The sequence below is a fragment of the Frankia sp. AgPm24 genome (assembly GCF_023243055.1).
In the GTDB taxonomy this organism is placed as follows: Bacteria; Actinomycetota; Actinomycetes; order Frankiales; family Frankiaceae; genus Frankia; species Frankia umida.
In genome coordinates this window covers 40,196-62,919 of sequence record NZ_JALKFW010000166.1, presented here as the reverse complement: position 1 = coordinate 62,919, position 22,724 = coordinate 40,196, and the positions used below count along the sequence as shown (strand labels likewise).

Here is a 22,724-nt window from a genome sequence, read left to right as displayed (position 1 = left end):
GGGTAACAGGATTGGGGAGTGGCAGGGAGGTGCCCGACCAGCAGATACAGGCGGATGGCATCGCCGCGGTCACCAGGTGGCTGGCCGTCCACGAAGCCGAGCTGATCGCGCTGCGCCGGGATCTGCACGCCCATCCGGAGCTCGGCCGACAGGAACGCCGCACCACCGGGCAGGTGGAAGCCAGGCTGCAGGCGGTCGGGTTGGACCCGCGGCGGCTGCCGGACGTTCCCGGTCTGTGGTGTGACATCGGGGCCGACGCGGAGGGCGATCCCGCGGTTCCGGTGGTGCTGGTGCGGGCTGACATGGATGCGTTGCCGCTGCCGGACTCCAAGGATGTGCCCTACCGTTCGACGGTGCCCGGCGTCACCCATGCCTGCGGTCACGACGTGCACACGGTGGTGACCCTCGGGGTGGGCCTGGCGCTCGCCGAGTACGCACGTGCCGTCGCGCTGCCCGGGACCGTGCGACTGGTGTTCCAACCCGCCGAGGAGCTGATGCCCGGTGGTGCCCTGGACGTGATCGACGCGGGCGTGCTCAAACCCGTGTCCGCGGCCATCGCCGTTCACTGCGATCCGGCTCTGGACGTGGGCACCATCGGACTGCGCACCGGTCCGATCACCTCGGCCGCGGACGCTCTCGAGATCACCCTGGCGGGGCCAGGTGGCCACACCTCGCGCCCGCAGAACACGGTGGACCTGATCTACGCGATGGTGCGTCTGGCCGCGGACCTGCCGGCCGCGCTCGGGCGCCTGGTCGATCCACGGTCAGCACTGTCCCTGGTCTGGGGGCAGATCCAGGCTGGTACCGTCGCCAACGCCATCCCACGCTCCGGCCAGCTGCGCGGCACCCTGCGCACCCTGTCCCGGGAGACCTGGGACGCGGTTCCGGAGCTGGTGACCCGGCTCGCGGAGGAGCTGGTCGCCCCGTATGGCGCGCAGATCGTGGTCGACTACCGCCGCGGCGTGCCCCCGGTGGTCAACAGCGCCCAGGTCGTCGACGTCTTTCAGCAGGTCGTCGATGTCTCGCTGGGGCACGGCGCCTCGGCCACGGTGGCGCAGTCACTCGGCGGCGAGGACTTCGGCTGGTATCTCAACCACGTCCCGGGCGCCCTGGCCCGGCTGGGTACCCGTGTGCCCGGCGGACCCACCTACGATCTTCACCAGGGCGCCTTCGACGTGGACGAGCGGGCCATCGGCGTGGGGGTGCGCCTGTTGGCCGGGTCCGCCCTCGAGCTGCTGCGGCGCCATCGGCCGCCGGCCACCGGCTGAGTACCCCCCGGCTGAGTACGCCCCCGCCGCGACCGCGCTACGCGGTCGGCCGGGAACGCAGCTCGCTGACGTAGTCGGCAGGCGCACCAGCCTTCTCCGCCGAGTCGGCGATCATGTTCAGATACCAGAGGGACGGGAGCCCGCCCTCGTAGGAGTTCAACACGTACGTCCAGGCGAGGGCTTCGCCGTCAAGGGTGTGCACGCGGACACGGATGCGGGTGTAGAGGCCGGTGTCCGCTCCCTCCCAGATGTCAAGCCGCTCCAGATCATAACGATCAAGATCGTAGAGAAGGGCGTAGGCGTGCGCGCCCGGCGCCTCGACGATGGTCGCAAGGGCACCGTCCCACCCGACGTCCTCGCCGCCAAAGGTCAACCGCCACCCGTTGATCCATCCGGTTCCGGTAACGGGCGAGTGGGGCGTCCGTTTCTTCATCTGCGCCGGATCGAGGTTGCCGGCGTATGCCGCGTACAAGGTCATTGTGGTCTCTCGGGAGTGACGGTGCGTTGCCAGGGCTACAGGTTGCTGGTCGGTGCTGGAACCTTCGCGATCTACGGCACTCTCCCCGCGGAGACTCCGCCTGCGATCCTACGGAGCTGTCCGTACCAGGAGGAGCAGTGTCATCCAGGAGGGGGAAGATAAGAGCAGGACTGGTCGGGATCGGAGGGCTCGTGACACGCATTGTCATTCTCGGTGGAGGTCCAGGGGGCTACGAGGCGGCACTGGTCGCGGCATCCCTGGGCGCCTCCGTGACAGTTGTTGACTCGGACGGCATCGGTGGCGCCTGTGTGCTCACGGACTGCGTTCCTTCGAAGGCGCTCATCGCGACCTCGGAGACCATGACAAATCTCGCACTTGCTCCGGGCCTGGGTATCCGCCCGCACGGTCCCGGTGTGACTGCGGACACCTCGAGCCCGGCGGTCGCCTGGGGGATGCCGAGCGGCTCGGATTCGGGTACGCCCGCTCTCACTCCACCCGAAGTGGTCGGAGTCGACCCCGTGCAGGTCTACGAGCGGGTCCGGGAACTCGCCAAGGCGCAGTCCCTGGACATCGAGCGGCGACTCGAACGCGAGAAGGTCGAGATCGTGCACGCCACCGGTCGCCTCGTCGGCCCGCATGCGATCGAGGCGAGCAACGGTGAGACCTTCGTGGGCGACGCCGTGCTTGTCGCGACGGGTGCCGCACCCCGAATCCTGTCCAGCGCACAGCCGGATGGTGAGCGGATACTTACCTGGCGTCATCTCTACGACCTCAAGGAAATTCCGGAACATCTTGTCGTTGTCGGTTCCGGGGTGACCGGCGCCGAGTTCGCGAGCGCGTACCGGGCTCTGGGCGCGGAGGTCACCCTGGTGTCCTCCCGAGATCGGGTCCTGCCGGGTGAGGACCTCGACGCGGCCCGGGTTATCGAAGACGTGTTTGTCCGCCGGGGAATCGAGGTGCTCAATCGTTCACGGGCCTCCTCGGTGCGGCGGATAGGTGACGGAGTCATCGTCGAGCTTTCTGATGGTCGGACTGTTGCAGGTAGCCACGCTCTCATGGCCGTCGGTTCCGTGCCGAGAACGCGGGATCTTGGCCTTACTGACGTGGGTGTGCGGCTCGGGCCGGGTGGCCATGTCGGTGTCGACCGGATGTCGCGTACCTCGGTACCCGGTGTCTACGCCGCCGGCGACTGCACCGGAGTTCTGCCACTGGCTTCGGTCGCGGCCATGCAGGGCCGAATCGCCATGTGGCACGCACTCGGTGAGGCGGTAAGCCCGCTGCGGCTCGGAACGGTCTCCTCGAACATCTTCACCGAGCCCGAGATCGCGACCGTGGGCATGAGCCAGGTCATGAAGGACGCCGGCGCGGTCGCTGCGGAAGTAACCACCGTGCCACTTTCGCGAAACCCCCGCGCCAAGATGATGGGTATCCAGGACGGCTTCGTCAAGCTCTTCTGTCGACCCGGAAGCGGCAGCGTTCTCGGCGGTGTCGTCGTGGCGCCACGGGCATCCGAGCTCATTCTCTCCGTTTCTCTTGCCGTTGAAAACGGACTCACGGTCGACCAGATCGCCCATACGTTCTCCATCTATCCTTCGCTCTCCGGCTCGATCACCGAAGCGGCGCGGGTCCTGCGACCACGTGACTTCTTTGCTGGATTCGACAAACCTTCCTGAGACGTGGCCTGGGCGCCTGCAGTCCTGGCTCCTGAAGAATCTCCCTGGCTCCTGAAGGGTCGCGGGGGCTTCTGAAGAAGTGTGGGTGGTGCACATCATCATCGGTCAGCATGGCGGAGCTGGGTGTGGCGCCATGCTGGTTGTCCGATGGCCTCCTCAGCATAGGCGAGATGTTCCCTGAGATCCACCATCGGTTGGAGTTCATTTACCTCGACCGTGTGGTCGCCATTTCCTCGAACCTGCAGTCGGGCCGTGTGGGACGGCCGGGATTCGGACTGCCGCTGGTGCTGTGGTCGTAGCGCCAGATGGAGTCGTGTGCATATCCTCAAGTGCGATCGGGGGTTGCCAGGCGGCCGGTCGGCATCTACTATTCGAATGTACGTTCGATCAGCGATTCTGGAATCCGGTCCTTGCGTCGGCTTTCTCTTTCTGGTTTCTGCGGTCCGGTATCCGCTGTCGTCGTCTTTTGAATGGAGGCTGTGATGGTGGCTGGAACACGTGCGGCGCCAGCAGCGTCGGATGAGGAGGAGCGGGCGTGGTTGGCATCGGTGGAGGTCGGCGGTCGCCGGGTGGCGGATCTGATGGATGTGGACTGTCTTGCGTGGGATGAGGAGGTCGGGCGGCGGGTGGCGCGGGCGGAAGCGGAGCGCCTGCTGGTCCGCGCGCGCCTGACCGAGCTACGCCCCGCTCCGGTGGATGCGGGGACGTCGCAGGAGTACGGCGAGCAGCCCGATGGTGGTGCGCAGGGTGGCGGCGAGCAGGCCGGCGCCGGCGGGATGTGGGCCGAGCCGGGCCGGTGGGGCTACGACGAGTTCGTCGGCGAGGAGGTCGCGCTCCGCGCGCGGCTGTCACCTTCCGAAGGTGGGAGGCAGACGGCGTTCGCGGTTCGGGTCGTACGGCGGCTGCCCGCCGGGGTGAAGGCGCTGTGGGACGGGCGGATCGATCTGGCCCGTCTTGTGGCGTTGGACCGGCTGACCGCCCCACTCGACGGCTCGCTCGTCGCGCAGGTTGCCGGCCCGGTGTTGGCCAAGGGTGGCCGGCCGAGCCTGAAGGCGTTCGAGCAGGCGGTGCGCCGCCGGGTCCTGGTGGTCGATCCGGATGGGGCGGCGCGGCGTCAGAAGGCGGCCGAAGGTACCCGGCGCGTCGAGGCACGCACGGAGCCCGACGGCATGGGCCGTCTGGCGATGTTCCTGCCCGCGCTGCGCATGCTGGCGGTGTGGGCGCGCATCGACCGGCTGGCCCGGCAGGCTGGTACCGGCGACGCTCGCAGCCTCGATCAGCGGCGGGCGGATGTGGCGTACGCGCTGCTGATGGGCGAAAGCCTGGGCCGTGTCAACCTGGAGATGCAGGTGATCGTCCCGGTGGAGACGCTGCTGGGGCTGGCGGAGCGCCCAGGTGAGATCCCTGGATACGGGCCCGTCCCAGCGGAGATCGTTCGGGAGATGAGCCAGGACCCGCGGTGCACCTGGCGGCAGATGCTGACCCGGCGGGAGACCGGAGAACTCGTCGGTCTCGGGCGTCGCCGGTTTCCGCCCGCCGCCCTGGCGCGGCATGTGCGAGCGCGCAACAGCCAGTGCGTCCTGCCGGGCTGCAACACCCCCGCGGGCAGCAGCGATCTTGATCACACGGTGGCCTGGTTCGACGGTGGGCTCACCGAGAACGGCAATCTTGCGCCCCTCTGCCGCAGACACCATCGAATGCTGGGTCGCTACAAGCAGCGGCCCGACCAGGCGTCGGAGCACGGGGCGAGACAGCGGTGGCTCGTCGAACAGGGCGAGCCCGGTCACATGACGTGGACGACCCCTACCGGGGGCGAGTACCACACGCACCCTGACAACTACACAGAGAGGTAGTGGCGGGCGGCGGGCGGCCTCAGCCCGCTTCCTGTGGGTCATCCGGTGGCGGGAGGACGGGCGGGAAGCCGTGCTGTTCGAGGCGCCGGTTGCGGAAGTAGCTGCTGGTGGCGAAGCCAAGACCCAGACCTGCGGCCAGGAGGAGCCCGACGGCGATGCCACGAACCGCCGGCTGGCCGGGAAGCAGCGCGAAGACCACGGCGAAGGGCAGGAGAAGAAGGGGCGGGCGGATGGCCTGCCGGACCCGCCACCCGGGCCCGGTCAGATCATGCGAGACCCACGCGCGGTACGTCGGCGGCAACGTGCCACCGAGAAGGTAGTGGATTCGGCCGGTCAGTGGCGGCCGGTGTGTGCCAGCACCGGGTGTGCCAGCACCGTCCACCGCCGTAGCCCCATCCCGACCGCCCACCGGCGAGCTGTCCTCACTGCCGCTCATACCCGCAGCTTACGAAGCGGCCAGGCGGAGCGAGGACAGCGACCGGCGAACAGGTGGCATCTAGTCCTTGATCTCACAAAGGACAGCCCCGCTGGTGACAACCGAGCCGACGGCCGCGGCGAGGTCAGTGATCTTGCCGTCCCGGTGGGCGTTGATCGGCTGCTCCATCTTCATTGCCTCCAGGACGACGATGAGGTCGCCGGTCGCGACCGTGTCACCCTCGCTGACCGCCACCTTCACGATGGTGCCCTGCATGGGGCTCGTCAGCGCGTCCCCGGTGACCTTCGCGGCCGCGGCCCCGCGGGAGCGTCGCTTGGGTGCCGCGCCCCTGCCGGTTCCCGCGGCGGCCGTCGCGGCGCCGAGGCCGGCCGGGAGCACCACTTCGAGGCGCTTGCCACCTACCTCGACGACAACGGTCTGCCGTTCGGGTGCGGTGGTGTCCGCGTCGGTGCCGCCGGTGAACGCGGGAATGGTGTTGTCGAACTCCGTCTCGATCCACCGGTTGTGGATGCGGAACGGTTCCGCGGTGTCATCCGGGGCGAAAGCCTGATCCCGGACGACGGCGCGGTGGAACGGCAGGGCAGTCGCCATGCCGTCGACGACCATCTCGTCGAGAGCGCGCCGGGCGCGCTCGAGCGCTTCCTGGCGGGTGGCACCGGTGATGATGAGCTTGGCGAGCAGCGAGTCGAACGCGCCCCCGATGACGCTGCCGCTCTCGATGCCGGTATCCAGCCGCACGCCGGGGCCGGCCGGTGAGACGAACGTGGTAACGGTGCCGGGTGCGGGCAGGAAGTTGCGCCCCGGGTCCTCACCGTTGATCCGGAACTCGAACGAGTGGCCGCGGGGAGCGGGATCGGTGAAGTCGAGGGCTTCGCCCTCGGCGATCCGGAACTGGGCGCGAACCAGGTCGACACCGGAGACCTCCTCGGTCACCGGATGCTCCACCTGCAGGCGCGTGTTGACCTCAAGGAAGCTGATCATGCCGTCGCGGGCGACCAGGAACTCGACCGTGCCAGCCCCCACATAGCCGGCCTTGCGGCAGATCGCCTTCGAGGCGTCATAGAGCGCGGCGAGCTGCGTTTCCGAGAGGAAGGGCGCCGGGGCCTCCTCGACCAGCTTCTGGTAGCGCCGTTGCAGCGAGCAGTCACGGGTGCCGACGACGACCACATTGCCATGGGTGTCCGCGAGCACCTGGGTCTCGACATGCCGTGGCTGGTCGAGGTAACGCTCGACGAAGCACTCGCCGCGGCCGAAGGCGGCAACCGCCTCACGCACGGCGCTGTCGAACAGCTCGGGCAGTTCCTCCGCGGTCCAGGCGACCTTGAGACCCCGCCCGCCACCACCGAACGCCGCCTTGATCGCGACTGGCAGGCCGTACTGGTTGGCGAACTCGATGACCTCGCCGACTCCCGCCACCGGATCGGCGGTGCCAGGTGCCAGCGGGGCGCCGACCTCCAGCGCGATGTGACGAGCGGCGGTCTTGTCGCCGAGGCGTCGGATGGCCTCGGGCGGCGGGCCGATCCAGGTGAGGCCGGCGGCGATCACGGCCTCGGCGAAGTCGGCGTTCTCGGAAAGAAAGCCGTATCCCGGATGGACGGCGTCGGCACCCGATGCCTTACAGACATCCAGAATCTTGTCGATACGCAGGTAAGAGTCGCCGGGAGTGTTCCCGCCGAGGGCGAATGCCTCGTCGGCGACACGCACGTGCAGTGCGTCGATATCCGGTTCCGCGTAGACCGCGACGCTGGTGTATCCGGCGTCGCGGCAGGCGCGAGCCACCCGGACCGCGATCTCACCTCGGTTGGCAATGAGGATCTTACGCACGCTGCTCCCGTCCTCTTCCGGCCTGCCTGATGTTAGGCGAGTCGGTCCGCGCTGCTCGCTGTCGTTCAACCCTGATGTGATGCCATGGACATGTCACGTGAGTGATGGCATCCGCTCACCATCCCGCGCGGGTGCGCACACCCGGGCTCAGCCCGGAAAGACGCCACGCGCCTGCTCCAACGTGGAGCGGCCAGCGGTGACCCTGCGTGGGATCGGCCCACGGGGACCGGACGGGGGGCGGCGGCGGTGCGGCGGCGGTCGCCTGGGCCGCCAGCAGCGCCACCACCGCGGCGATCTCCTCCGGAGTGGCGTTTCCGCGGATGAGCCGAAGCGTCGGCCGATCCGGCTGCCCGTCCTGGTCCTGGGCCACGTTCCTCTCCCTGCTCGACGTGTACCGGCGAAAACGCCGGCGCTGGAGTGCACGCGTCGTCGTCGCGACGCTCGGTCCGTGCCCTAGAGCGGGATGTTTCCGTGCTTCTTCGGCGGCAGCGACTCACGCTTGGTGCGCAGCAGCCGGAGCGCCCGGATGATGGCACGGCGCGTCTCCGACGGGTTGATCACGGCGTCGAGGTAGCCACGTTCCGCCGCGATGTACGGAGTGGCGAAGTGATCGGTGTAGTCCTCGATCAGCTCGGCGCGGCGGGTGTCCGAGGACTCGGACTTGGCCAGCTCGCGACGGTAGATGATGTTGACAGCGCCGCGGGCACCCATGACCGCGATCTCCGCGGTCGGCCAGGCCAGGTTGATGTCGGCCCGCAGGTGCTTGGAGCCCATGACGTCGTAGGCGCCGCCGTAGGCCTTGCGGGTGATGACGGTGACCTTGGGGACCGTCGCCTCCGCATAGGCGTAGATCAGCTTCGCGCCGCGGCGGATGATTCCGTTCCACTCCTGGGATGTACCCGGCAGGAAGCCCGGCACGTCGACGAGCGTGAGAACGGGAATGTTGAACGCGTCGCAGGTGCGGACGAAACGGGCGGCCTTCTCGCTCGCGTCGATGTCCAGGGTGCCGGCGAACTGCATCGGCTGGTTGGCGACCACGCCGACCGAACGGCCGTCGATCCGGCCGAAGCCGACGATCAGGTTCTGCGCGAACTGCGCGTGGACCTCGAGGAAGTCACCGTCGTCGGTGAGTCGCTCGATGATCAGGTGCATGTCGTACGGCGTGTTGGGCGAGTCCGGGATGAAGGTGTCGAGATCCGGATCGAGCTCCGCGTCCAGGTCGTCCACGGGCTCGTAGGCGGGTGCCTCCTCGAGGTTGTTCGAGGGGAGGTAGGACAGCAGGGCCCGAGCCAGCTCAAGGCATTCGGCCTCGTCCGCGGACTGGAAGTGAGCGACGCCGCTGCGCGAGTTGTGGGTGGTGGCTCCGCCGAGCTCCTCCATCCCGACGTCCTCGCCGGTGACCTCCTTGATGACGTCCGGGCCGGTGATGAACATGTGGCTCGTCTGGTCGACCATCAGGGTGAAGTCGGTGATCGCGGGGGAGTACACCGCGCCGCCCGCGCACGGGCCCATGATCAGGGAGAGCTGGGGGACGACACCCGACGCCATGACGTTGCGGTAGAAGATCTCGCCGTACAGACCGAGGGAGACGACTCCCTCCTGGATGCGGGCGCCGCCGGAGTCGTTGAGGCCGACGACCGGGGAACCGGTCTTGAGTGCCAGGTCCATGACCTTGACGATTTTCTCGCCGAAGACCTCGCCCAGGCTGCCGCCGAAGACGGTGAAGTCCTGGCTGAACACGCAGACCTGCCGGCCCTCGACCGTCCCGTAGCCGGTGACGACACCGTCCCCGTACGGACGGTTGGCCTGGACACCGAAATCATGTGCCCGGTGGCGGGCGAACGCGTCGGTCTCCACGAACGAGCCGGGATCAAGGAAGGCCTCGATCCGCTCTCGTGCCGTCATTTTGCCCTTGGCATGCTGCGCATCCACGGCCCGCTGGGATCCAGCGTGGACAGCCTCATCGTTCACACGCCGCAGTTGAGCAAGTCGCCCTGCGGTGCTGCGCGGGTCGGGAGCGGAATCCTCAGCGGACACGGGAAGAGCCATAGGCCGCAGCGTACGACCCCTGCGCGTCCACGCGCTCGAGACATGTGGAGTTGATCTCATCGATTGCGCTACTTGGCTCTGACCAGGGCCGTCCGGCCGTATCGCGCGTCACAGTATGCGCGTTTTGCTGTCGTCGGTGGTGCTGGAACAACTAGTGGGGTGGCTTGCCGGAGGGGACCGTCGGAACCCGGCCCGCGGCCACCGATGGGTGGGCGTGGCACGGGTCGCTTCTGGCAGGCTGTGCCGGTGCACGTGCCTTCGGATGCCATCAGTCCCGATGCCCCCGTCGCCCCACGCGCGTCCGACGGGGGAGCTGCCCGGGTAGGCGCGGCGCCGAAGCGCATCGTGGACGCGACGCCGGCCCGTCCGCTGCTTGATGCGCCCCGGCTGGCGGACTTCCTCTCCGCGGCCGGCACCGACTTCGGGCTTACGGTCGTGTCCGAGATCGACTCCACGAACGCCGCCCTGGTGCGGGTGGCCCGTGCGCAGATCGCCGCCACGGCACCCAACGAGACCAGCCCGACCAGCAGCCCGGCCAGTCCGACCGAGGCGGAGCTTGCCGAGGTGGGCCGCCGGTGGCGGCAGGTGGACGCGCCGCGTGGCCATGTGCTGGTCGCCGAGCGGCAGGTGGCGGGTCGTGGTCGGCTTGATCGGAGCTGGGAGTCGCGGGTCGGCTCCGGGCTCACCGTGTCGCTGCTCGTGCGTCCCATGGTTGAACCGGCGCGCCTGGGCTGGTTGCCGATGGTGGTGGGCACCGCGCTGGTGTCAGCGGTGCGCCGGGTGACCGGCGTCACGGCCTCGCTGAAATGGCCCAACGATCTGCTCGTTGACGGTGCGAAGCTCGCCGGCATCCTGGTGGAACTGGTGCCAGCCCCGGCGATACCGCCCGCCGCGGTGATCGGCTTCGGTCTGAACGTCCACGCGCAGTCCGACGAGTTGCCACCACGGTCGACGAGCCTGAGCCTGTGCGGCGCCCCCACGAGCGCGCTCGACCGCACCACGCTGCTCGGCGAGCTCCTCACCGAGCTCGCCGGCGCCCTGCTCCGGTGGGAGCGTGACCCGATGTCGGCCCGCGCCGACTATCTGGCCGTCTGTGCCACGATCGGTCGCCGGGTGCGGGTCGAACTGCCTGGTGGACGGACTCATCTCGGCACGGCGATGGACGTGGACGCCGAGGGGCGACTGGTCGTCGACGGCCACCCCTTCAGCGCGGGAGACGTCGTCCACCTGCGCTGACCGGGTCGGCAACGTCGGGGTGAAGCGGGACGCGGGCCGGTCAGGCGGGACGCGGGCCGCCAGGAAGCAGGCCCGCGAGGTTCGGCGATCTCGTTTGGTGAGCCCGGTGGGCAACGCGCGGGAGGGTCACGTGTGGTCCGATGAAGGAAGGTGCGACGATCGTCGGCGTGGCGTTTCCCGACGATATCCTCGCCCCGGACGAAGAGGTGGTCGTCCACCTCCATCCGCACTGGGTCAGTCTGGTCGGTCCGGCACTGTGGACGGTGGCGGCCCTGCTTTTCGCGGTGCTCGGTGTCTTCTTCGCGCCCGGTGGCTTTCTCCAGAAACCAATCCAGTACCTGGTGCTGATCGTGGCGTTGGGGCTCATCGGCTATCGGGGTGCGCTGCCCTGGCTACGGCAGCTGACCACGCACTACGTCATCACCAGCCAGCGCCTCGTGGTGCGCGAGGGTCTGCTGACCCGGGTCGGCCGCGATGTTCCGGTTTCCTGGCTCGTCGGCACGACCGTCCAGCAGAGCCTGTTCGAGCAGTGGGTGGGCTCAGGGCGACTCGTCGTCGAGACGGCTGGCCAGCGGGGCCGGATCACGCTGTCCTGCATGCCGCATGTCGAACGCATGCAGGAGATGCTGGCCGAGCTCGCCGCGCCCTATCAGGGGCGCGGCTCAGGTGATCCTCGGCGGGGCGGATGGAGCTCCGGCCAGTGATCGGCGGCCAGCGCGCGGCAGCCAGCGAGCGACGGATCAGATCGGGTCGTAGGCGCGCCACCAGGCGAGGAACTGGTCGGCGTCGGGTAGCTCGGCGGTGAAGCCGAGCCGGGAGTCGTCCACCGTCCAGTAGACCGCGAAACGGCCAGGGGTGACCCGGCAGACGAAGCTGCCGCGGCGGTGGGCGGTCCGTGCCCAGCGTTCCACCCCGCTGCGGCCGTGGGCGCAGGTGGTACCGGGATCGGAGCCGGTCAGTCCGACCGCGCGTTTGCGCAGGTCGGCCTGGAGAGCTTCGGCGGTCCCGTAGCTGATGACGGACAGCTGCTCGGGTGCGCTCGCCGCGGTGGAGCTGCCCGGTGCGCAGCTCACCGCCGCCACCACCCCATCCTCGTCCCGCGGCGCCGAGCGGCAGTCGGTGACGGTGAAGGGGAGCAGCGCCGCGACCAGGTCGGCGTCGGCCGGCTCCAGGCTCGGCGTGGACGTCGCACCGCCACCCCCCGCCGTACCTGTCACCGAGGGGGGTGCGGCGGGGGGGTCATCTCGGTCGCTGTCCGAACCGCCACCGGCTGTGACAGCCACGACGATGCCGACGGCCGCGAGGACGAGGACGACCCCCATGGCGATGAGCATCCTGCGCCGCGCAAGGCCGGGTCGACCATCCTGATCCGCACCGGGCCCGGGTTGTGACGGGCCCGGGTCCTCGCCGGCACGCATCTAGTGGCGCAACGGATCGAACGAGTGCCACCAGGAGTTGAGCCGGGCGGGGTCCGGATCATCGACCGAGAACGCGACCAGTTGGGTGTCGGAGCTCCAGAACTCGTAGAAGTGATTGGCGAAGAAGTAGCAGAGCCGGGTGCCGCCGGGCTTGTCGGTGGGGGAGGTCCACCGTTCCGAGCTCTGCTGCCCGTCGTCGCAGGACCCTTCGTCCGAGTAGAACGCCTCGCGGGCACCGATCTGCCGGTCGAGCGCCGACCGGTTGGCGAAGTGGAACGCGGCGACCTGACGGTTACCGGGAGCCTTGCAGGTGAGTGTGGCGTCGGCGTAGGCGCTGTCGCTGCGGGTCGGTGTGGTGCAGCCGGACATCACGGCTGGGTTGAGCATGGCCCGAAGCGCCTCACGGGCATCGCCGACGGGGCCTCCGACCGGGCTCGCCGTCGCGATGGCCGGTGCCGCGTCGATGCTCGAGTCGGACTCTCCAGCGGCGAGGGCGAGGGCGCCGAACAGGACGACGAGCGCGACCAGCGCGCCGACACCGGCGAACAGCAGCCGCCGGTCGACGAGGATCTTGTGTCGGTTGTTCCGGTCAGGCCCGCCCGACCCCGGCGGCAGACCATTGGCGGCGGCCCCCGGAGAGCCGTACGGTCCGCCGGGGGCGGGCAGCAGCGGGGCCGGGGGAGCTGGCAGCCCGGGGAGCAGCCCGGGCAGCAGATCCTCTTCTTCGGGGTCCGCGTCGAAGCCGAGGTCGGGCGGCGCCGGACGCGCGACCGGATGGGTGACCGGGTGTGCGAACGAGCCCGGGGCCGCGGCGTCGGGTACCACCGGCAGCGGAAGGCTGGTGAAACCCGATGTCACTTCCCGCTCGTCGTCCTGCTCATCCGTGGGGTTCGCCGTCGGCGCGGCAAGACCGGGCAGAGGCCCAGGCCGACCCCCAGGACCAGCGGGACCGCCATACAGACCAGGCCCGGTGGGTCCGGTGGGCCGAATCGGTGCTCCCGGTGCGGGTCGACCCCCTGCCGGTGCTGGTACGGGGCCAGGCGGGGACAGCGGTGGCGCGGACGCGAGCGTGACCGGCGGCGGAGTCAGCCGGTAGGTGAGATCATCGTTGTCTGCTCTGGCAGCGCCGCCGTGGGCGGAGCCGCCAACGGGCGCCGATCCAGCTGGCGGCGATCCTGCTGGTGACAACGCATTGCCAGGCGGCGGGACGGGCGAGGGGCCCGCGGCACGCGGCGGTTGGCCGGGTGGCGCGAAGTAGAGCGGTCCCGGCGGACCCGCCAACGAGCCGGAACCACCCGCCGGTCCCGACTGCCCCGGCGGGACGGACATGCCTCGAGACCCGGTCGGCGGAGGTGGTGGACCAAAGGAGCCGGGGGGCCCGGAAGGCCCGGAAGGCCCGGAAGGCCCGGGCGGCCCCGGCCGTCCCGGAGACCCCGGGGATGTGAACTGTCCAGGCGGACCGGGTGGCATCGGCGGCCGAGGCGGCATCGAACCCGGCGGCACCATGGGCACCATCGGTGCCATGGGTGGCTGCGGCCCGGACGGCGGTCCGCCGGCCAGATACGGCGACTGCCAATCCGGTGGAAGCGGCGGCGCCGACGGTGCGGATGGCCCGCCGGGACGAAACGGCCCGCCACGCGGCCCGGGCGGCGGCCCACCCTGAAAGCCGGATGGCGGCCCGGCGGGCTGCCCATGCGGCCCGGGCGGACCGCCCAGCCACGGCGGCGCGGCGGATGCCGGCGGGCCGGGTGGGCGCGGCGGCTCGTAGGGCGAGCCCACCCGGGGCCCGGACCCAGGGCCAGGTCCTGGCACCAACGGACGCTGCCCGGGGGGCTGCAGGATGGTGCGCTCGGAGTCGTCGAGATCCGCGTCTGGACCCGGCAGCCCGTCGCCGATGAACGGCTGGGGTGGCGGCTGCTCGGCGGAGCGTGGCGCTTCGTCGTCGCCGCTGCCGGGACTCGGCACGGTTCCTCCCGAGTGTGGTGATGTATCCGGTCACCAGAGTAGGCGCACTACCGTGCGGATACAGCCGGTACAGGGCTACTGGCAAACAAATGCAGCCCTATCCCGGCCGGCCGGGATAGGGCCGAGATCCCGTCTGGATGTGGATCTTTTCGGTTCAGCTTTGCGGTACCGGGTCGAAGCCGCTCCACCACTCGTAGAGCCCGGCGCCGTCACTTCCGGTCGCCGTGAACGCGACCAGCTTGGTGTTGTACGACCAGTAGATGGCCGGAGCGCCGTTTTGGGTGCTGCAGATGGCGGTGCCTTCCGTCTGACCCTCGTGGAAGTTCCAGGTGAACACTTCGTTCTCGCCGTTCTTGCAACTGCCGTTGGTGGACGTCACCTGCGCCTTGCGCACATCGACATCCGCGTCGAGATCGCTGCGGGTGGCATAGGAGAACGCGGCGACGTCCTTGCCGTCGTCGGAGTGGCAGACCAGCGCGGCCAGGATGTGACCGCCTTCGGCGGTGCTGTTCGGCTGGCAGTCGGTCATCGCGGAGCTCTTGAGCTTGGCCAGCAGCGTGCTCTCCGCCGGGCTGAACCCACTGGACGCGCTCGGAGACGGGCTCGGGGAGAAGCCCGGGGTGGTCGACGGCGACGGGGTGGTGGTGGCCGAGGCCGACGAGGACACGACCGGCGGTGCCGAGGCTCTGGCCGACGGGTTGTCGTCATCCGAGCCGCCGGTGAGCACGATCACGGGGACGATGATGAGCAGGAGCAACGCGGCCACGGCCGCACCGATGATCAGGGCCCGCCGTCGCCCCGAGCCGTTGCCCTGGGGGGAGCCGCCGCCGGCGGGCGGGTAGCCGCCGTAGTTGCCGTAGGCATCAGGCTGTCCGTAACCCTGCTGTCCGTAACCCTGCTGGTTGTACGCCTGCTGGTTGTACGCCTGCTGGTCGTGGGGCTGTTGATACTGCCCGCCAGTCGGGTAGCCCGGCTGCTGGCCGTAGCCGGGCTGGCCGTAACCCTGCTGGTCGTAATTCTGCTGGCCGTACCCCGGCTGGCCGTACCCCGGCTGACCGTAGCTCTGCTGACCGTAGCCTTGGCCGCTGTCACCCGAACCCTGCTGGTAGCCGCCCTGCGGATAACCGGCCGCCGGCGCACCGTAGGCCTCGCGCTGCCCGCCGCGCTGGTCCTGGCCGTAGCCACCGGACGTGCCGCCGCTGTTCCCGGGGGGCGGGTAGGAGCCGCTGCCGCCGGGCTGGCCGGGTGCCGAGTGTGCGTTCGTGGCGTAGCCGTCCGGCAGGATCTGGGTCTGTGGCTCCTGGTCGCCCGCCTGGGCCGGGCTGCCGTAGCCGGCCGAGTTGCCGCCGTAGCCGGCCGGGTCGCCGTAGCCCGACGAGCCCTGCGAGTAGCCGCCGCCGGACGGGTTGTTCGGGGAACCGCCGGCCGGCCAGCCGCCGCGTTCGTCGCCCGCGATCCGGGTCTGCTCGTCGTACGGGTCGACGCCTCCCGAATAGCCGGGCGCGCCGTCGACCCGCCGGGTCTCGGCGTCCGGGTCCGGAGTGCTGGAGCCCGGTGACTGCATGATGCGTTCCTCCTGTGCCGCCGGTGCCGCGCGCTGTCGTCGCGCCGCGCGCTGTCGTCGCGCCGGAGGGAACGGCATCCTGATCGGACGGCCACTCCGTTGCGTCGGTGCCCGGCGGGATACGCCGAAGGCGACCAACCTCTCAGACCGGGCTTGGTACTGATGGTAGGGGCTTTCCCGTCGAACGGGACACCCGGTCGCCTTCTCGACAGACAGGAGGCCGACCGGCTGCGGGCCCGGCCCCTCCGGTGAGACGACGACGACCGGGCAGCCCAGTGGGCGCCCGGTCGTCGCAGGTCAGCTCAGGTCAGTGCGCGGGTCAGATCCGGCCGGCGTGCTCTGGCACCCGGGCGGGCAGTTCGGTGGGCAGGTCGGCGCGCGGTGCGGCCTTGGGGTCGTCCGGGTGCAGGAAGACCCACTTCTTGTAGGCCCAGAAGCGGAACACCGTGCCGAGCCCCGTGCCGAGCACGTTGCCGAACAGGTTGAAGGCGAGCACTCCGCGCAGATCGAGCACGTACCGGGCGAACCCGAGGCATCCGAGCGCGATCACGAGGCCGACCACGTTCAGTATGAAGAACAGCGTGTACTCGCGGCGCAGACCGGTCCGGGCGCGGTGGTTGAAGGACCACTGCCGGTTTCCGATATAGGAAAAGGTCGCGGCGATGACGGTGGAGATCGTCTTCGCGCTGAGCGGACCCATTCCCAGAAGCGTGTGGCACAGGTTCGAAACCAGGAAGTCGATGGCGTAGCAGACGCCACCGACGAGGCCGAACTTGCCCAGCTCGTGGATGAGTAGCTGCAGCGGCGACCGTCCCTGTCGGTGCTTCACCACAGGCGACCTCGATCGATTCTTACCACCCGAGGAGAGTACCGGCTGGCCGGAACCCGTCGCTTCGCCACCCCCTCCCTCGAGCGTCCCCGCGGACGTCGGGACCGCTGCCCGCCCGAGCGTCCTGTCGCCAAGAGTGATCGAATCCTCGACTCTGTGCGCTCGATCCACCGTAGTGGTGTTCCCTACTCTACGGTGAGTGATGCATCCGACTCGTAATGCCAGGCAACGTGGCGGTCGCGACGCTGGCGAATGTGGGGAACGATGGCCGGTTCGGGCGGCGGGGCGGCATCCTGACATTGCGGGGCACGGCACCATCGATCGGGAGGGACGGACACCATGAACGGCACGGATACGGCAACGGCAACGGCAACAGTGACGGCGGCGGTGAGGGCGCCGGCGGCGGCGACGGCGCCGGGCGTGGGCGGGCGTCGCCCGGCAGGTGACGTGGCCGGTGCGGCGACGGCGACGGACGTGCTGCTGACCTACGCCGCGGGTAACCCGGCGCGTCGCCAGGAGGCCGGCCTGCAGGGCGCGCTACCGGCGCCGCCGGAGCTCGGAGTGGCCGTCGTGGCCTGCATGGATGCGCGGCTCAACGTCGAGGCACTACTTGGCCTCGGGGAGGGCGACGCGCACATTCTGCGCAACGCCGGCGGCGTTGTCACCACCGATGTCGTCCGCTCCCTCGCGATCAGTCAGAACGCCCTCGGCACGAAGGAGATCATCCTGCTGCACCACACCGGGTGCGGCATGGAGAAGATCACCGACGAGGGTTTCCGCGATCAGTTGGAGCGGGACACCGGGGTCCGTCCCGAATGGTCGGTGCAGGCCTTCACGGACGTCGCCGATGATGTCCGGCTCTCCCTGCGGATTCTGCGTTCGTCCCCCTTTCTGCAGGCCACGACGTCAGTGCGCGGCTTTGTCTACGACGTGGAGACCGGCGCCCTGGTGGAGGTGCCGCTCTGACGTGGGCCGCTCTGACGTGGGCCGCTCCGGCAGGGGGCGTTCCGCGAGGTGCCGCGGAGCGTGGTGGCGGACGGTGGCCGGGCGCGGTGGCCGACCGAGAGCCCGGTAGGTCCAACCGGCGCCGCGCCAGGCGTCGGGGTCCAGGACGCCACGTCCATCGATGACGACCGGCCGGGCGACATGGCGGCGCAGCGCGGCGGGATCGAGCGCGCGGAACTCCGACCATTCGGTGAGGACCAGGACGATCTCGGCGCCGGCCACCGCGCCGATCACCGAGTCGGCGATGTGCAGGTTGGGATGACGGTCCCGAGCGTTCGCCGCGGCCGCCGGATCGTAGACGGCGACATGCGCGCCGTCCCGGCGCAGGGCGGTGGCGACGTCCAGCGCCGGTGAGTCACGGATGTCGTCGGAGTTCGGCTTGAAGGCGGCGCCGAGCACGGCGACGGCCCGGTTCATCGGATCTCCACCCAGCAGCTCGTGCGCCAGCCGCACCGCCCGGGCCCGAGCGCGCATGTTCACCGCGTCCACCTCGCCCAGGAAGGACAGCGCCGGACCAACCCCGAGTTCCCGAGCGCGGGCCTGAAACGCCCGGACGTCCTTGGGCAGGCAGCCACCCCCGTAGCCGATGCCGGCCCGCAGGAACAGCGGCCCGATCCGATCATCGTGGGCCAGGGCGTCCGCGAGCTCCACGACATCCCCGCCGGTGGCGTCGCACACCTCGGACATCGCGTTGATGAAGGAGATCTTCGTGGCGAGGAAGGCGTTCGCGGCGACCTTCACCAGCTCGGCGGTGGCGTAGTCGGTGACGATGACGGGCGTCGATGCGTCGATCATCCGGCTGTACAGCGCGCGCAGCACAGCTTCGGCCCGGCCGCCGGAGGTGACCCCGAAGACCAGCCGGTCGGGGTGCAGGGTGTCCTCGACGGCGAAGCCCTCGCGAAGGAACTCGGGGTTCCAGGCGAGTTCGGCCCCCGGTGCGGCCGCGGCGATCCGGGCGGCGAGCCTCGCCGCCGTCCCCACCGGCACCGTCGACTTGCCCACCACCAGGGATCGCGGCCCGAGTCCCGCGGCGATCAGCCCGCTGATGACGGCGTCGACGTGACGCAGGTCGGCGGCCTGAGAGTCGGGACGTTGCGGTGTCCCGACACAGACGAAGTGCACGTCGGCATGGTCGACGGCCGCGGCGATCGAGCGGGTGAAGGAGAGCCGGCCCGCCTCGAGGTTGCTGCGCAGCAGGGCGGCGAGTCCCGGCTCGTAGAACGGGGTGTCGCCGGCGGACAGCTGACGTATCCGGTTCGCGTCGATGTCGACACCCAGCACCTCGAACCCGAGCTCGGCCATGCACACCGCGTGGGTCGCCCCCAGGTAGCCGGTGCCGATGACACTGATCGTCGGACGCGGCTGTGCGCGCACGCTCGACACCTCCCCACTGCGACCTGAGCGACCTGAGCGACCAATCGCTTCCTGACAGTAGTCGCTACCCTCGGAGGTCGGCCGCCACGAGGCCACGATCGGGCCTCACCCCGGCCGGGTCACCCACCTCACCCGGCCGGGTCGCACCCTCGGACCAGGGCGGCCCGGACCAGGGCGGCCCGGACCAGGGCGGCCCGGACCGTCGTCCGGCAGACCGTCGCTCGGCGGGTCACGGTCGCCTCAGGTGGACGGTCTCAGGCGGAGGCGGGCAACCGGAGCACTCGGACACCGGCCGCGGCTTCCCCCGGCCATCCCGATCGCGCGTCCACGGCGGGCCCGTCCACCGTCGGGGTGTCGGTGACGATCGCGGTCACGCGCTCGGCCTCGATCCGGCGGATCAGCAGGTCCGGATCGAGCCGGCGGCACAGCACCACGGACGCCCCCGCCGAAAGCGGCGCGAGCAGCCCGCCGAGCAGCCCCGTCGTGCTGCTCGGCGTGGCGGTGACCAACAGCCGGTCGGACGCCCCAAGCCGCCACCCCACCGCCGTGCGCAGCGCGCGCCGGACGAGGTCGGCCTGCACCGAGGGAGGCGGCGGCGCCCCGAAGCGGTCACCGTGCGAGGGCACCTCGACGGCGTAGTCGAGCACACCGGGGATGGACCGGGTCATCCGGCCACCCAGCGGACGCAGCGACAGCGCGACCGTCTCGTCGACGTCCAGATCCACGGCCGCGTCGAGGCGGTCCTGCGCGACGAACAACGCGTGCAGCGGGGTCGTCGGTGCCAGCGCCGCGACCTTCGAGCTCGCGCTCGGTTGGTCCGTGGGCCGCTGGTCCGTGGGCCGCTGGGCGACGACGAGGTCGCCGCCGGCGGACCAGGTGGCGAGCGCGATCACCAGCGCCAGCCAGTGCGGGGGCAGGTCCATCCCCACCCGGTCGCCGGGGCCGAGACCGAGCGTGTCCACCAGCATGTTCGCGGTCTTGGCCACCCAGTTGTCGAACGTCGTCGCGGAGAACTCGACCCGCTCGCCCGTCTCGTCGTCGTAGAACGTCACCAGCGGACGGGACGGGTCGGCCGCCAGACGACGTGCCAGCAGGTCGGCGATGCCCCGCGCCCCCATCCCCGGCAGGCCGGTTCCGGTGGCCGCCGTCGCCTCGTCGTCGGCCACCGCCGGTGCCGCGAGGATGAGGTCCGCGGCGCGGACCAGCCGCGAGGACGTGGCGCTCGTCGCGTTCGGGGTGCTCACGGTGTGCAGGAGGTGTTGGCGGGCGTGCCGGCGGCGGCGGAGCTCACGCCACTGATCGCCGACGCGGGATCGGTCGGTGCGCCTGCGGTGACACCGCCACCAGTGGAGCCGACGGTCGAGGTGGGCGTGTTCGAGGCGCTGACCAGCCCGCTGAAGTCGGTGCCCACAACGAGGACGATGCCATCCGTGCCGGCGGAGCTTCCGGTGCCGGCGGTGGTGCGTCCGGAGGTGGACGACTCGCCCGGCGCCGAGGTGGTGGGGGGCAGCGGGGTTGGTGGCGAGGTGGCGACCAGCTGGCTGCCGGGGATGCGGCTGGCGAGGACACTCGCCTGTTCCCGAAGCCGCGGCGGATAGTAGATCCCGGTCTGGGCCTGACCGGTCGTCGTCGAGGTCGTCATCGGACCAGTGAATCCGAGGGCGCGCAGACCGTCGACCGTCCGGGCGGCGAGTCCGGTGCGGCTGGTGGCGTTACGAACGGCCGCGATGCTCACCGAGGACGGCGACCCGACCGGCGTGGTGGCTGAGCCCCCGGAGCCAGCGGTGGTGGTGCCGCCGGTGGAGGACGTGTTCGGGGGCGACACCCCGTCCGGTAGCAGCGGTGTGAGCATGCGGTTCAGTCCGGCCTGGTCGGCGATGAGCACCGCGCCGTGCGGGGGGACGGTGCCATGGTCGTCGACGGCGCCGTCCGCGGGCAGCGCGATGTGGGTCGGGACGGTGAGGAACCGCATCCCGCCGCTGCCGGCCTCGCTGGCGCGGCGGGCCAGGCTGAGCAGCGCGGCCTGGTCAAGGCCCGAGTCGACCCGCAGCGCCCCACCGACCGCCCCGAGCAGCGCGGAGATCTTCGCCGGGTTGGTCAGGACGCCCGCGCTGGTGGCGGCGGTCAGCAGCCGGTCCAGGAACTGCTGCTGACGCAGGATGCGCAGCCGTTCGTCACCGAGTGCGTAGCGGGTCCGGACGAAGGCGAGGGCGCCCCGTCCGTCCAACCGGTTCTCGCCGAGGCGGCCGCTCCAGCCGGACATCGCGTCGTGCAGGTTGCGGGTGGAGCCGTCCGGCAACGGTGTCACGCAGACGGTGACACCACCGACGGCGTCCGTCATGGCCCGAAAGCCCGCGAGGTTGATCGAGATGGTGTGATCGATCTTGAGATTGGTGAGTGACTCCAACGTGGTGACGAGCCCCGGCACACCGGCGAGCTGGAGCACCTCGGTGAGCTTGGCGTGCCCGTCGCGGGCGTTGGCCTTGGCCTTGGGCAGCACCGGGACCAGCATGTCGCGGGGGAACGACAGCAGCGTCGCCGAGCCGTCCGGGCCCAGGTGCGCGATGATCGTCGTGTCCGACCGGACGCCGTCCACCGTGCCGTACTCGCCGTCGGTGCCGTCCCGACTGTCGTCACCGAGCAGCAGGATGTTCTCCGCGCCCGCCGCCGCGACCGGCCGTGTCCCGGCGATCTTCCAGTCCTCACGGGTGACGGCGCTGTCGAAGTGCCGGTAGGCCACCCAGCCGAGCGAGGTGACCGCGAGCACGAGGGTGGACAGCGTCGCGCAGGCCGCGAGCAGGAGCCGCTGCGAGAACGGCCGATAGCGTCGAGGCCGGCGGGGGTCCAGGTGGGGCGGAAGCGGACGGCGTGACCGGCGGGGAGTCTCCCATCCGGTCGTGTCCCGGCCCCGGACGGGCGACCTCAGGGCGTGGGTGGGGGCAGTGCGGGAGCCCGGCCGCGCATCGGGAATCCGGGTCTGCGGCGTGTGGACCGGCGTCCGGGCGGTGACCGCGGCGGTCGACCGTCCAGCGGAAGCCGACCGCCCCACGGGAACGGACCGTCCAGCGGGAGCTGAGCGCGCCGAGGATCCCACCGGAACCGGCCGGCCAGACCGTGGCGGCGGCACTGACCAGGCCTCCCGGCCCGACGACACCGAACGGCCCGACGGCGCCGAACGTGGCGGTGGTACCGATGGAGGCGGTGGTACCGACGGAAGTGGCGGCACCGGTCCGGGCGGCAGGACCGACGGCAGTGGCGGAGCCGAGCGGGCCGAACGAGTCGAGCGTGGCGGTGGCACCGAGCGTGGCGGTGGCACCGAGCGTGGCGGTGGCACCGAGGGAGGCGGTGGCAGCGGCGGGATCGGTGGGGACTCGATCGCGGGAAAGTGGTCCGTCGGCTGGTGCCACGTCACGTGTGCCCGGCGGGCCGGTGCGGACGGGTGGTATAGCGGCGGCGGCGTTCGCTGCGCCCGGTGCCGACCCAGTCCCTGGGTGGGCGACGCGGTCTGCGCATGACCCAGCGCATGGGTCTGGGTGGTGCTCCCCGACGACGGCACGGTGCCCGACAACAGCATGGTGTCCGGCGACAGCCCAGCACCTGAGGACAGCCCAGCACCTGAGGACGGCCCGACGCCTGAGGACGGGGCACCTGAGGAGGGCACGATGCCGAGCGCCTGGGTGGGCGCGGCGGTCTGGGGCGCGTCAAGGTCAGCGTTCTCGTGCGGCCGCAGGACGAGAATCGTCGGGCGGTCC

The 22,724-nt window shown here is 70.6% G+C and carries 18 protein-coding genes; 6 read left to right on the top strand and 12 right to left on the bottom strand.

What is annotated here, in order from left to right:
• The first annotated feature begins 29 nt into the window (after positions 1–29).
• Positions 30–1,268: an amidohydrolase gene (locus MXD61_RS10130; protein WP_374628733.1), complete on the top strand. Its 1,239-nt coding sequence runs from the start codon at positions 30–32 to the stop codon at positions 1,266–1,268.
• Positions 1,269–1,305: 37 nt separating this feature from the next.
• Here the strand turns inward: MXD61_RS10130 and MXD61_RS10125 are convergent, their stop codons facing one another.
• A complete protein-coding gene (locus MXD61_RS10125) occupies positions 1,306–1,746 on the bottom strand; it encodes a gamma-glutamylcyclotransferase (RefSeq protein WP_163547987.1) in 441 nt (146 codons plus the stop codon).
• A 191-nt stretch (positions 1,747–1,937) separates the two neighbouring features.
• On the opposite strand from MXD61_RS10125, the gene MXD61_RS10120 reads away from it, so the two are divergent.
• Positions 1,938–3,419: an NAD(P)H-quinone dehydrogenase gene (locus MXD61_RS10120; RefSeq protein WP_248812571.1), complete on the top strand. Its 1,482-nt coding sequence runs from the start codon at positions 1,938–1,940 to the stop codon at positions 3,417–3,419.
• 548 nt (positions 3,420–3,967) lie between these two features.
• Complete coding sequence (locus MXD61_RS10115; RefSeq protein WP_248812591.1) at positions 3,968–5,272, top strand: HNH endonuclease signature motif containing protein; 1,305 nt, start codon at positions 3,968–3,970, stop codon at positions 5,270–5,272.
• Between the two features lie 19 nt (positions 5,273–5,291).
• On the opposite strand, the gene MXD61_RS10110 is transcribed toward MXD61_RS10115, so the two are convergent.
• The 4 genes from MXD61_RS10110 to MXD61_RS10095 all read right to left on the bottom strand — a co-directional run bounded on the left by MXD61_RS10110 (position 5,292) and on the right by MXD61_RS10095 (position 9,581).
• The gene (locus MXD61_RS10110; RefSeq protein WP_248812570.1) at positions 5,292–5,708 is read right to left on the bottom strand and encodes a DUF5313 family protein; all 417 of its coding nucleotides are present in this window, start codon (positions 5,706–5,708) and stop codon (positions 5,292–5,294) included.
• Between the two features lie 60 nt (positions 5,709–5,768).
• Positions 5,769–7,532 carry a biotin carboxylase N-terminal domain-containing protein gene (locus MXD61_RS10105; protein WP_248812569.1) on the bottom strand — a complete coding sequence of 588 codons (1,764 nt, stop codon included), beginning with the start codon at positions 7,530–7,532 and terminating at the stop codon, positions 5,769–5,771.
• 115 nt (positions 7,533–7,647) lie between these two features.
• Complete coding sequence (locus tag MXD61_RS10100; RefSeq protein WP_374628741.1) at positions 7,648–7,815, bottom strand: acyl-CoA carboxylase epsilon subunit; 168 nt, start codon at positions 7,813–7,815, stop codon at positions 7,648–7,650.
• A 170-nt stretch (positions 7,816–7,985) separates the two neighbouring features.
• Positions 7,986–9,581: an acyl-CoA carboxylase subunit beta gene (locus MXD61_RS10095; protein WP_283097180.1), complete on the bottom strand. Its 1,596-nt coding sequence runs from the start codon at positions 9,579–9,581 to the stop codon at positions 7,986–7,988.
• Between the two features lie 345 nt (positions 9,582–9,926).
• On the opposite strand from MXD61_RS10095, the gene MXD61_RS10090 reads away from it, so the two are divergent.
• Complete coding sequence (locus MXD61_RS10090) at positions 9,927–10,817, top strand: biotin--[acetyl-CoA-carboxylase] ligase (protein WP_248812566.1); 891 nt, start codon at positions 9,927–9,929, stop codon at positions 10,815–10,817.
• A 140-nt stretch (positions 10,818–10,957) separates the two neighbouring features.
• A complete protein-coding gene (locus MXD61_RS10085) occupies positions 10,958–11,521 on the top strand; it encodes a PH domain-containing protein (protein WP_248812565.1) in 564 nt (187 codons plus the stop codon).
• 36 nt (positions 11,522–11,557) lie between these two features.
• Here the strand turns inward: MXD61_RS10085 and MXD61_RS10080 are convergent, their stop codons facing one another.
• From MXD61_RS10080 to MXD61_RS10065, 4 genes are all read right to left on the bottom strand, one after another.
• Positions 11,558–12,151: a hypothetical protein gene (locus tag MXD61_RS10080; protein WP_248812564.1), complete on the bottom strand. Its 594-nt coding sequence runs from the start codon at positions 12,149–12,151 to the stop codon at positions 11,558–11,560.
• 84 nt (positions 12,152–12,235) lie between these two features.
• Positions 12,236–13,093, bottom strand: coding sequence for a hypothetical protein (locus MXD61_RS10075; protein ID WP_248812563.1), 858 nt, complete (start codon positions 13,091–13,093; stop codon positions 12,236–12,238).
• A gap of 1,261 nt (positions 13,094–14,354) precedes the next feature.
• The gene (locus tag MXD61_RS10070) at positions 14,355–15,764 is read right to left on the bottom strand and encodes a hypothetical protein (protein WP_248812596.1); all 1,410 of its coding nucleotides are present in this window, start codon (positions 15,762–15,764) and stop codon (positions 14,355–14,357) included.
• 319 nt (positions 15,765–16,083) lie between these two features.
• Positions 16,084–16,593, bottom strand: coding sequence for a GtrA family protein (locus tag MXD61_RS10065; protein WP_163548189.1), 510 nt, complete (start codon positions 16,591–16,593; stop codon positions 16,084–16,086).
• A 339-nt stretch (positions 16,594–16,932) separates the two neighbouring features.
• Here MXD61_RS10065 and MXD61_RS10060 point away from each other — a divergent pair, with 339 nt between their 5' ends.
• Complete coding sequence (locus MXD61_RS10060; RefSeq protein WP_248812562.1) at positions 16,933–17,559, top strand: carbonic anhydrase; 627 nt, start codon at positions 16,933–16,935, stop codon at positions 17,557–17,559.
• Here MXD61_RS10060 and MXD61_RS10055 read toward each other — a convergent pair.
• The 3 genes from MXD61_RS10055 to MXD61_RS10045 all read right to left on the bottom strand — a co-directional run bounded on the left by MXD61_RS10055 (position 17,500) and on the right by MXD61_RS10045 (position 22,021).
• The gene (locus MXD61_RS10055) at positions 17,500–18,972 is read right to left on the bottom strand and encodes a UDP-glucose/GDP-mannose dehydrogenase family protein (RefSeq protein WP_308222718.1); all 1,473 of its coding nucleotides are present in this window, start codon (positions 18,970–18,972) and stop codon (positions 17,500–17,502) included. The two genes, MXD61_RS10060 and MXD61_RS10055, sit on opposite strands and share 60 nt — an antisense overlap.
• A gap of 254 nt (positions 18,973–19,226) precedes the next feature.
• The gene (locus tag MXD61_RS10050; RefSeq protein WP_248812561.1) at positions 19,227–20,216 is read right to left on the bottom strand and encodes a TIGR03089 family protein; all 990 of its coding nucleotides are present in this window, start codon (positions 20,214–20,216) and stop codon (positions 19,227–19,229) included.
• Positions 20,213–22,021 (bottom strand): LCP family protein, encoded by a 1,809-nt coding sequence (locus MXD61_RS10045; RefSeq protein ID WP_248812560.1) that lies wholly within the window; start codon positions 22,019–22,021, stop codon positions 20,213–20,215. The genes MXD61_RS10050 and MXD61_RS10045 overlap by 4 nt, the downstream gene beginning before the upstream one ends.
• Positions 22,022–22,724 lie beyond the last annotated feature (703 nt).

What these genes read in the sequence shown, in the direction of transcription:
- MXD61_RS10125 (WP_163547987.1), bottom strand. Translation starts at nt 1,746, where the DNA reads ATGACCTTGTACGCGGCATACGCCGGCAACCTCGATCCGGCGCAGATG.
- MXD61_RS10080 (WP_248812564.1), bottom strand. Translation starts at nt 12,151, where the DNA reads ATGCTCATCGCCATGGGGGTCGTCCTCGTCCTCGCGGCCGTCGGCATC.
- MXD61_RS10060 (WP_248812562.1), top strand. Translation starts at nt 16,933, where the DNA reads ATGAACGGCACGGATACGGCAACGGCAACGGCAACAGTGACGGCGGCG.
- MXD61_RS10085 (WP_248812565.1), top strand. Translation starts at nt 10,958, where the DNA reads ATGAAGGAAGGTGCGACGATCGTCGGCGTGGCGTTTCCCGACGATATC.
- MXD61_RS10070 (WP_248812596.1), bottom strand. Translation starts at nt 15,764, where the DNA reads ATGCAGTCACCGGGCTCCAGCACTCCGGACCCGGACGCCGAGACCCGG.
- MXD61_RS10110 (WP_248812570.1), bottom strand. Translation starts at nt 5,708, where the DNA reads ATGAGCGGCAGTGAGGACAGCTCGCCGGTGGGCGGTCGGGATGGGGCT.
- MXD61_RS10095 (WP_283097180.1), bottom strand. Translation starts at nt 9,581, where the DNA reads ATGGCTCTTCCCGTGTCCGCTGAGGATTCCGCTCCCGACCCGCGCAGC.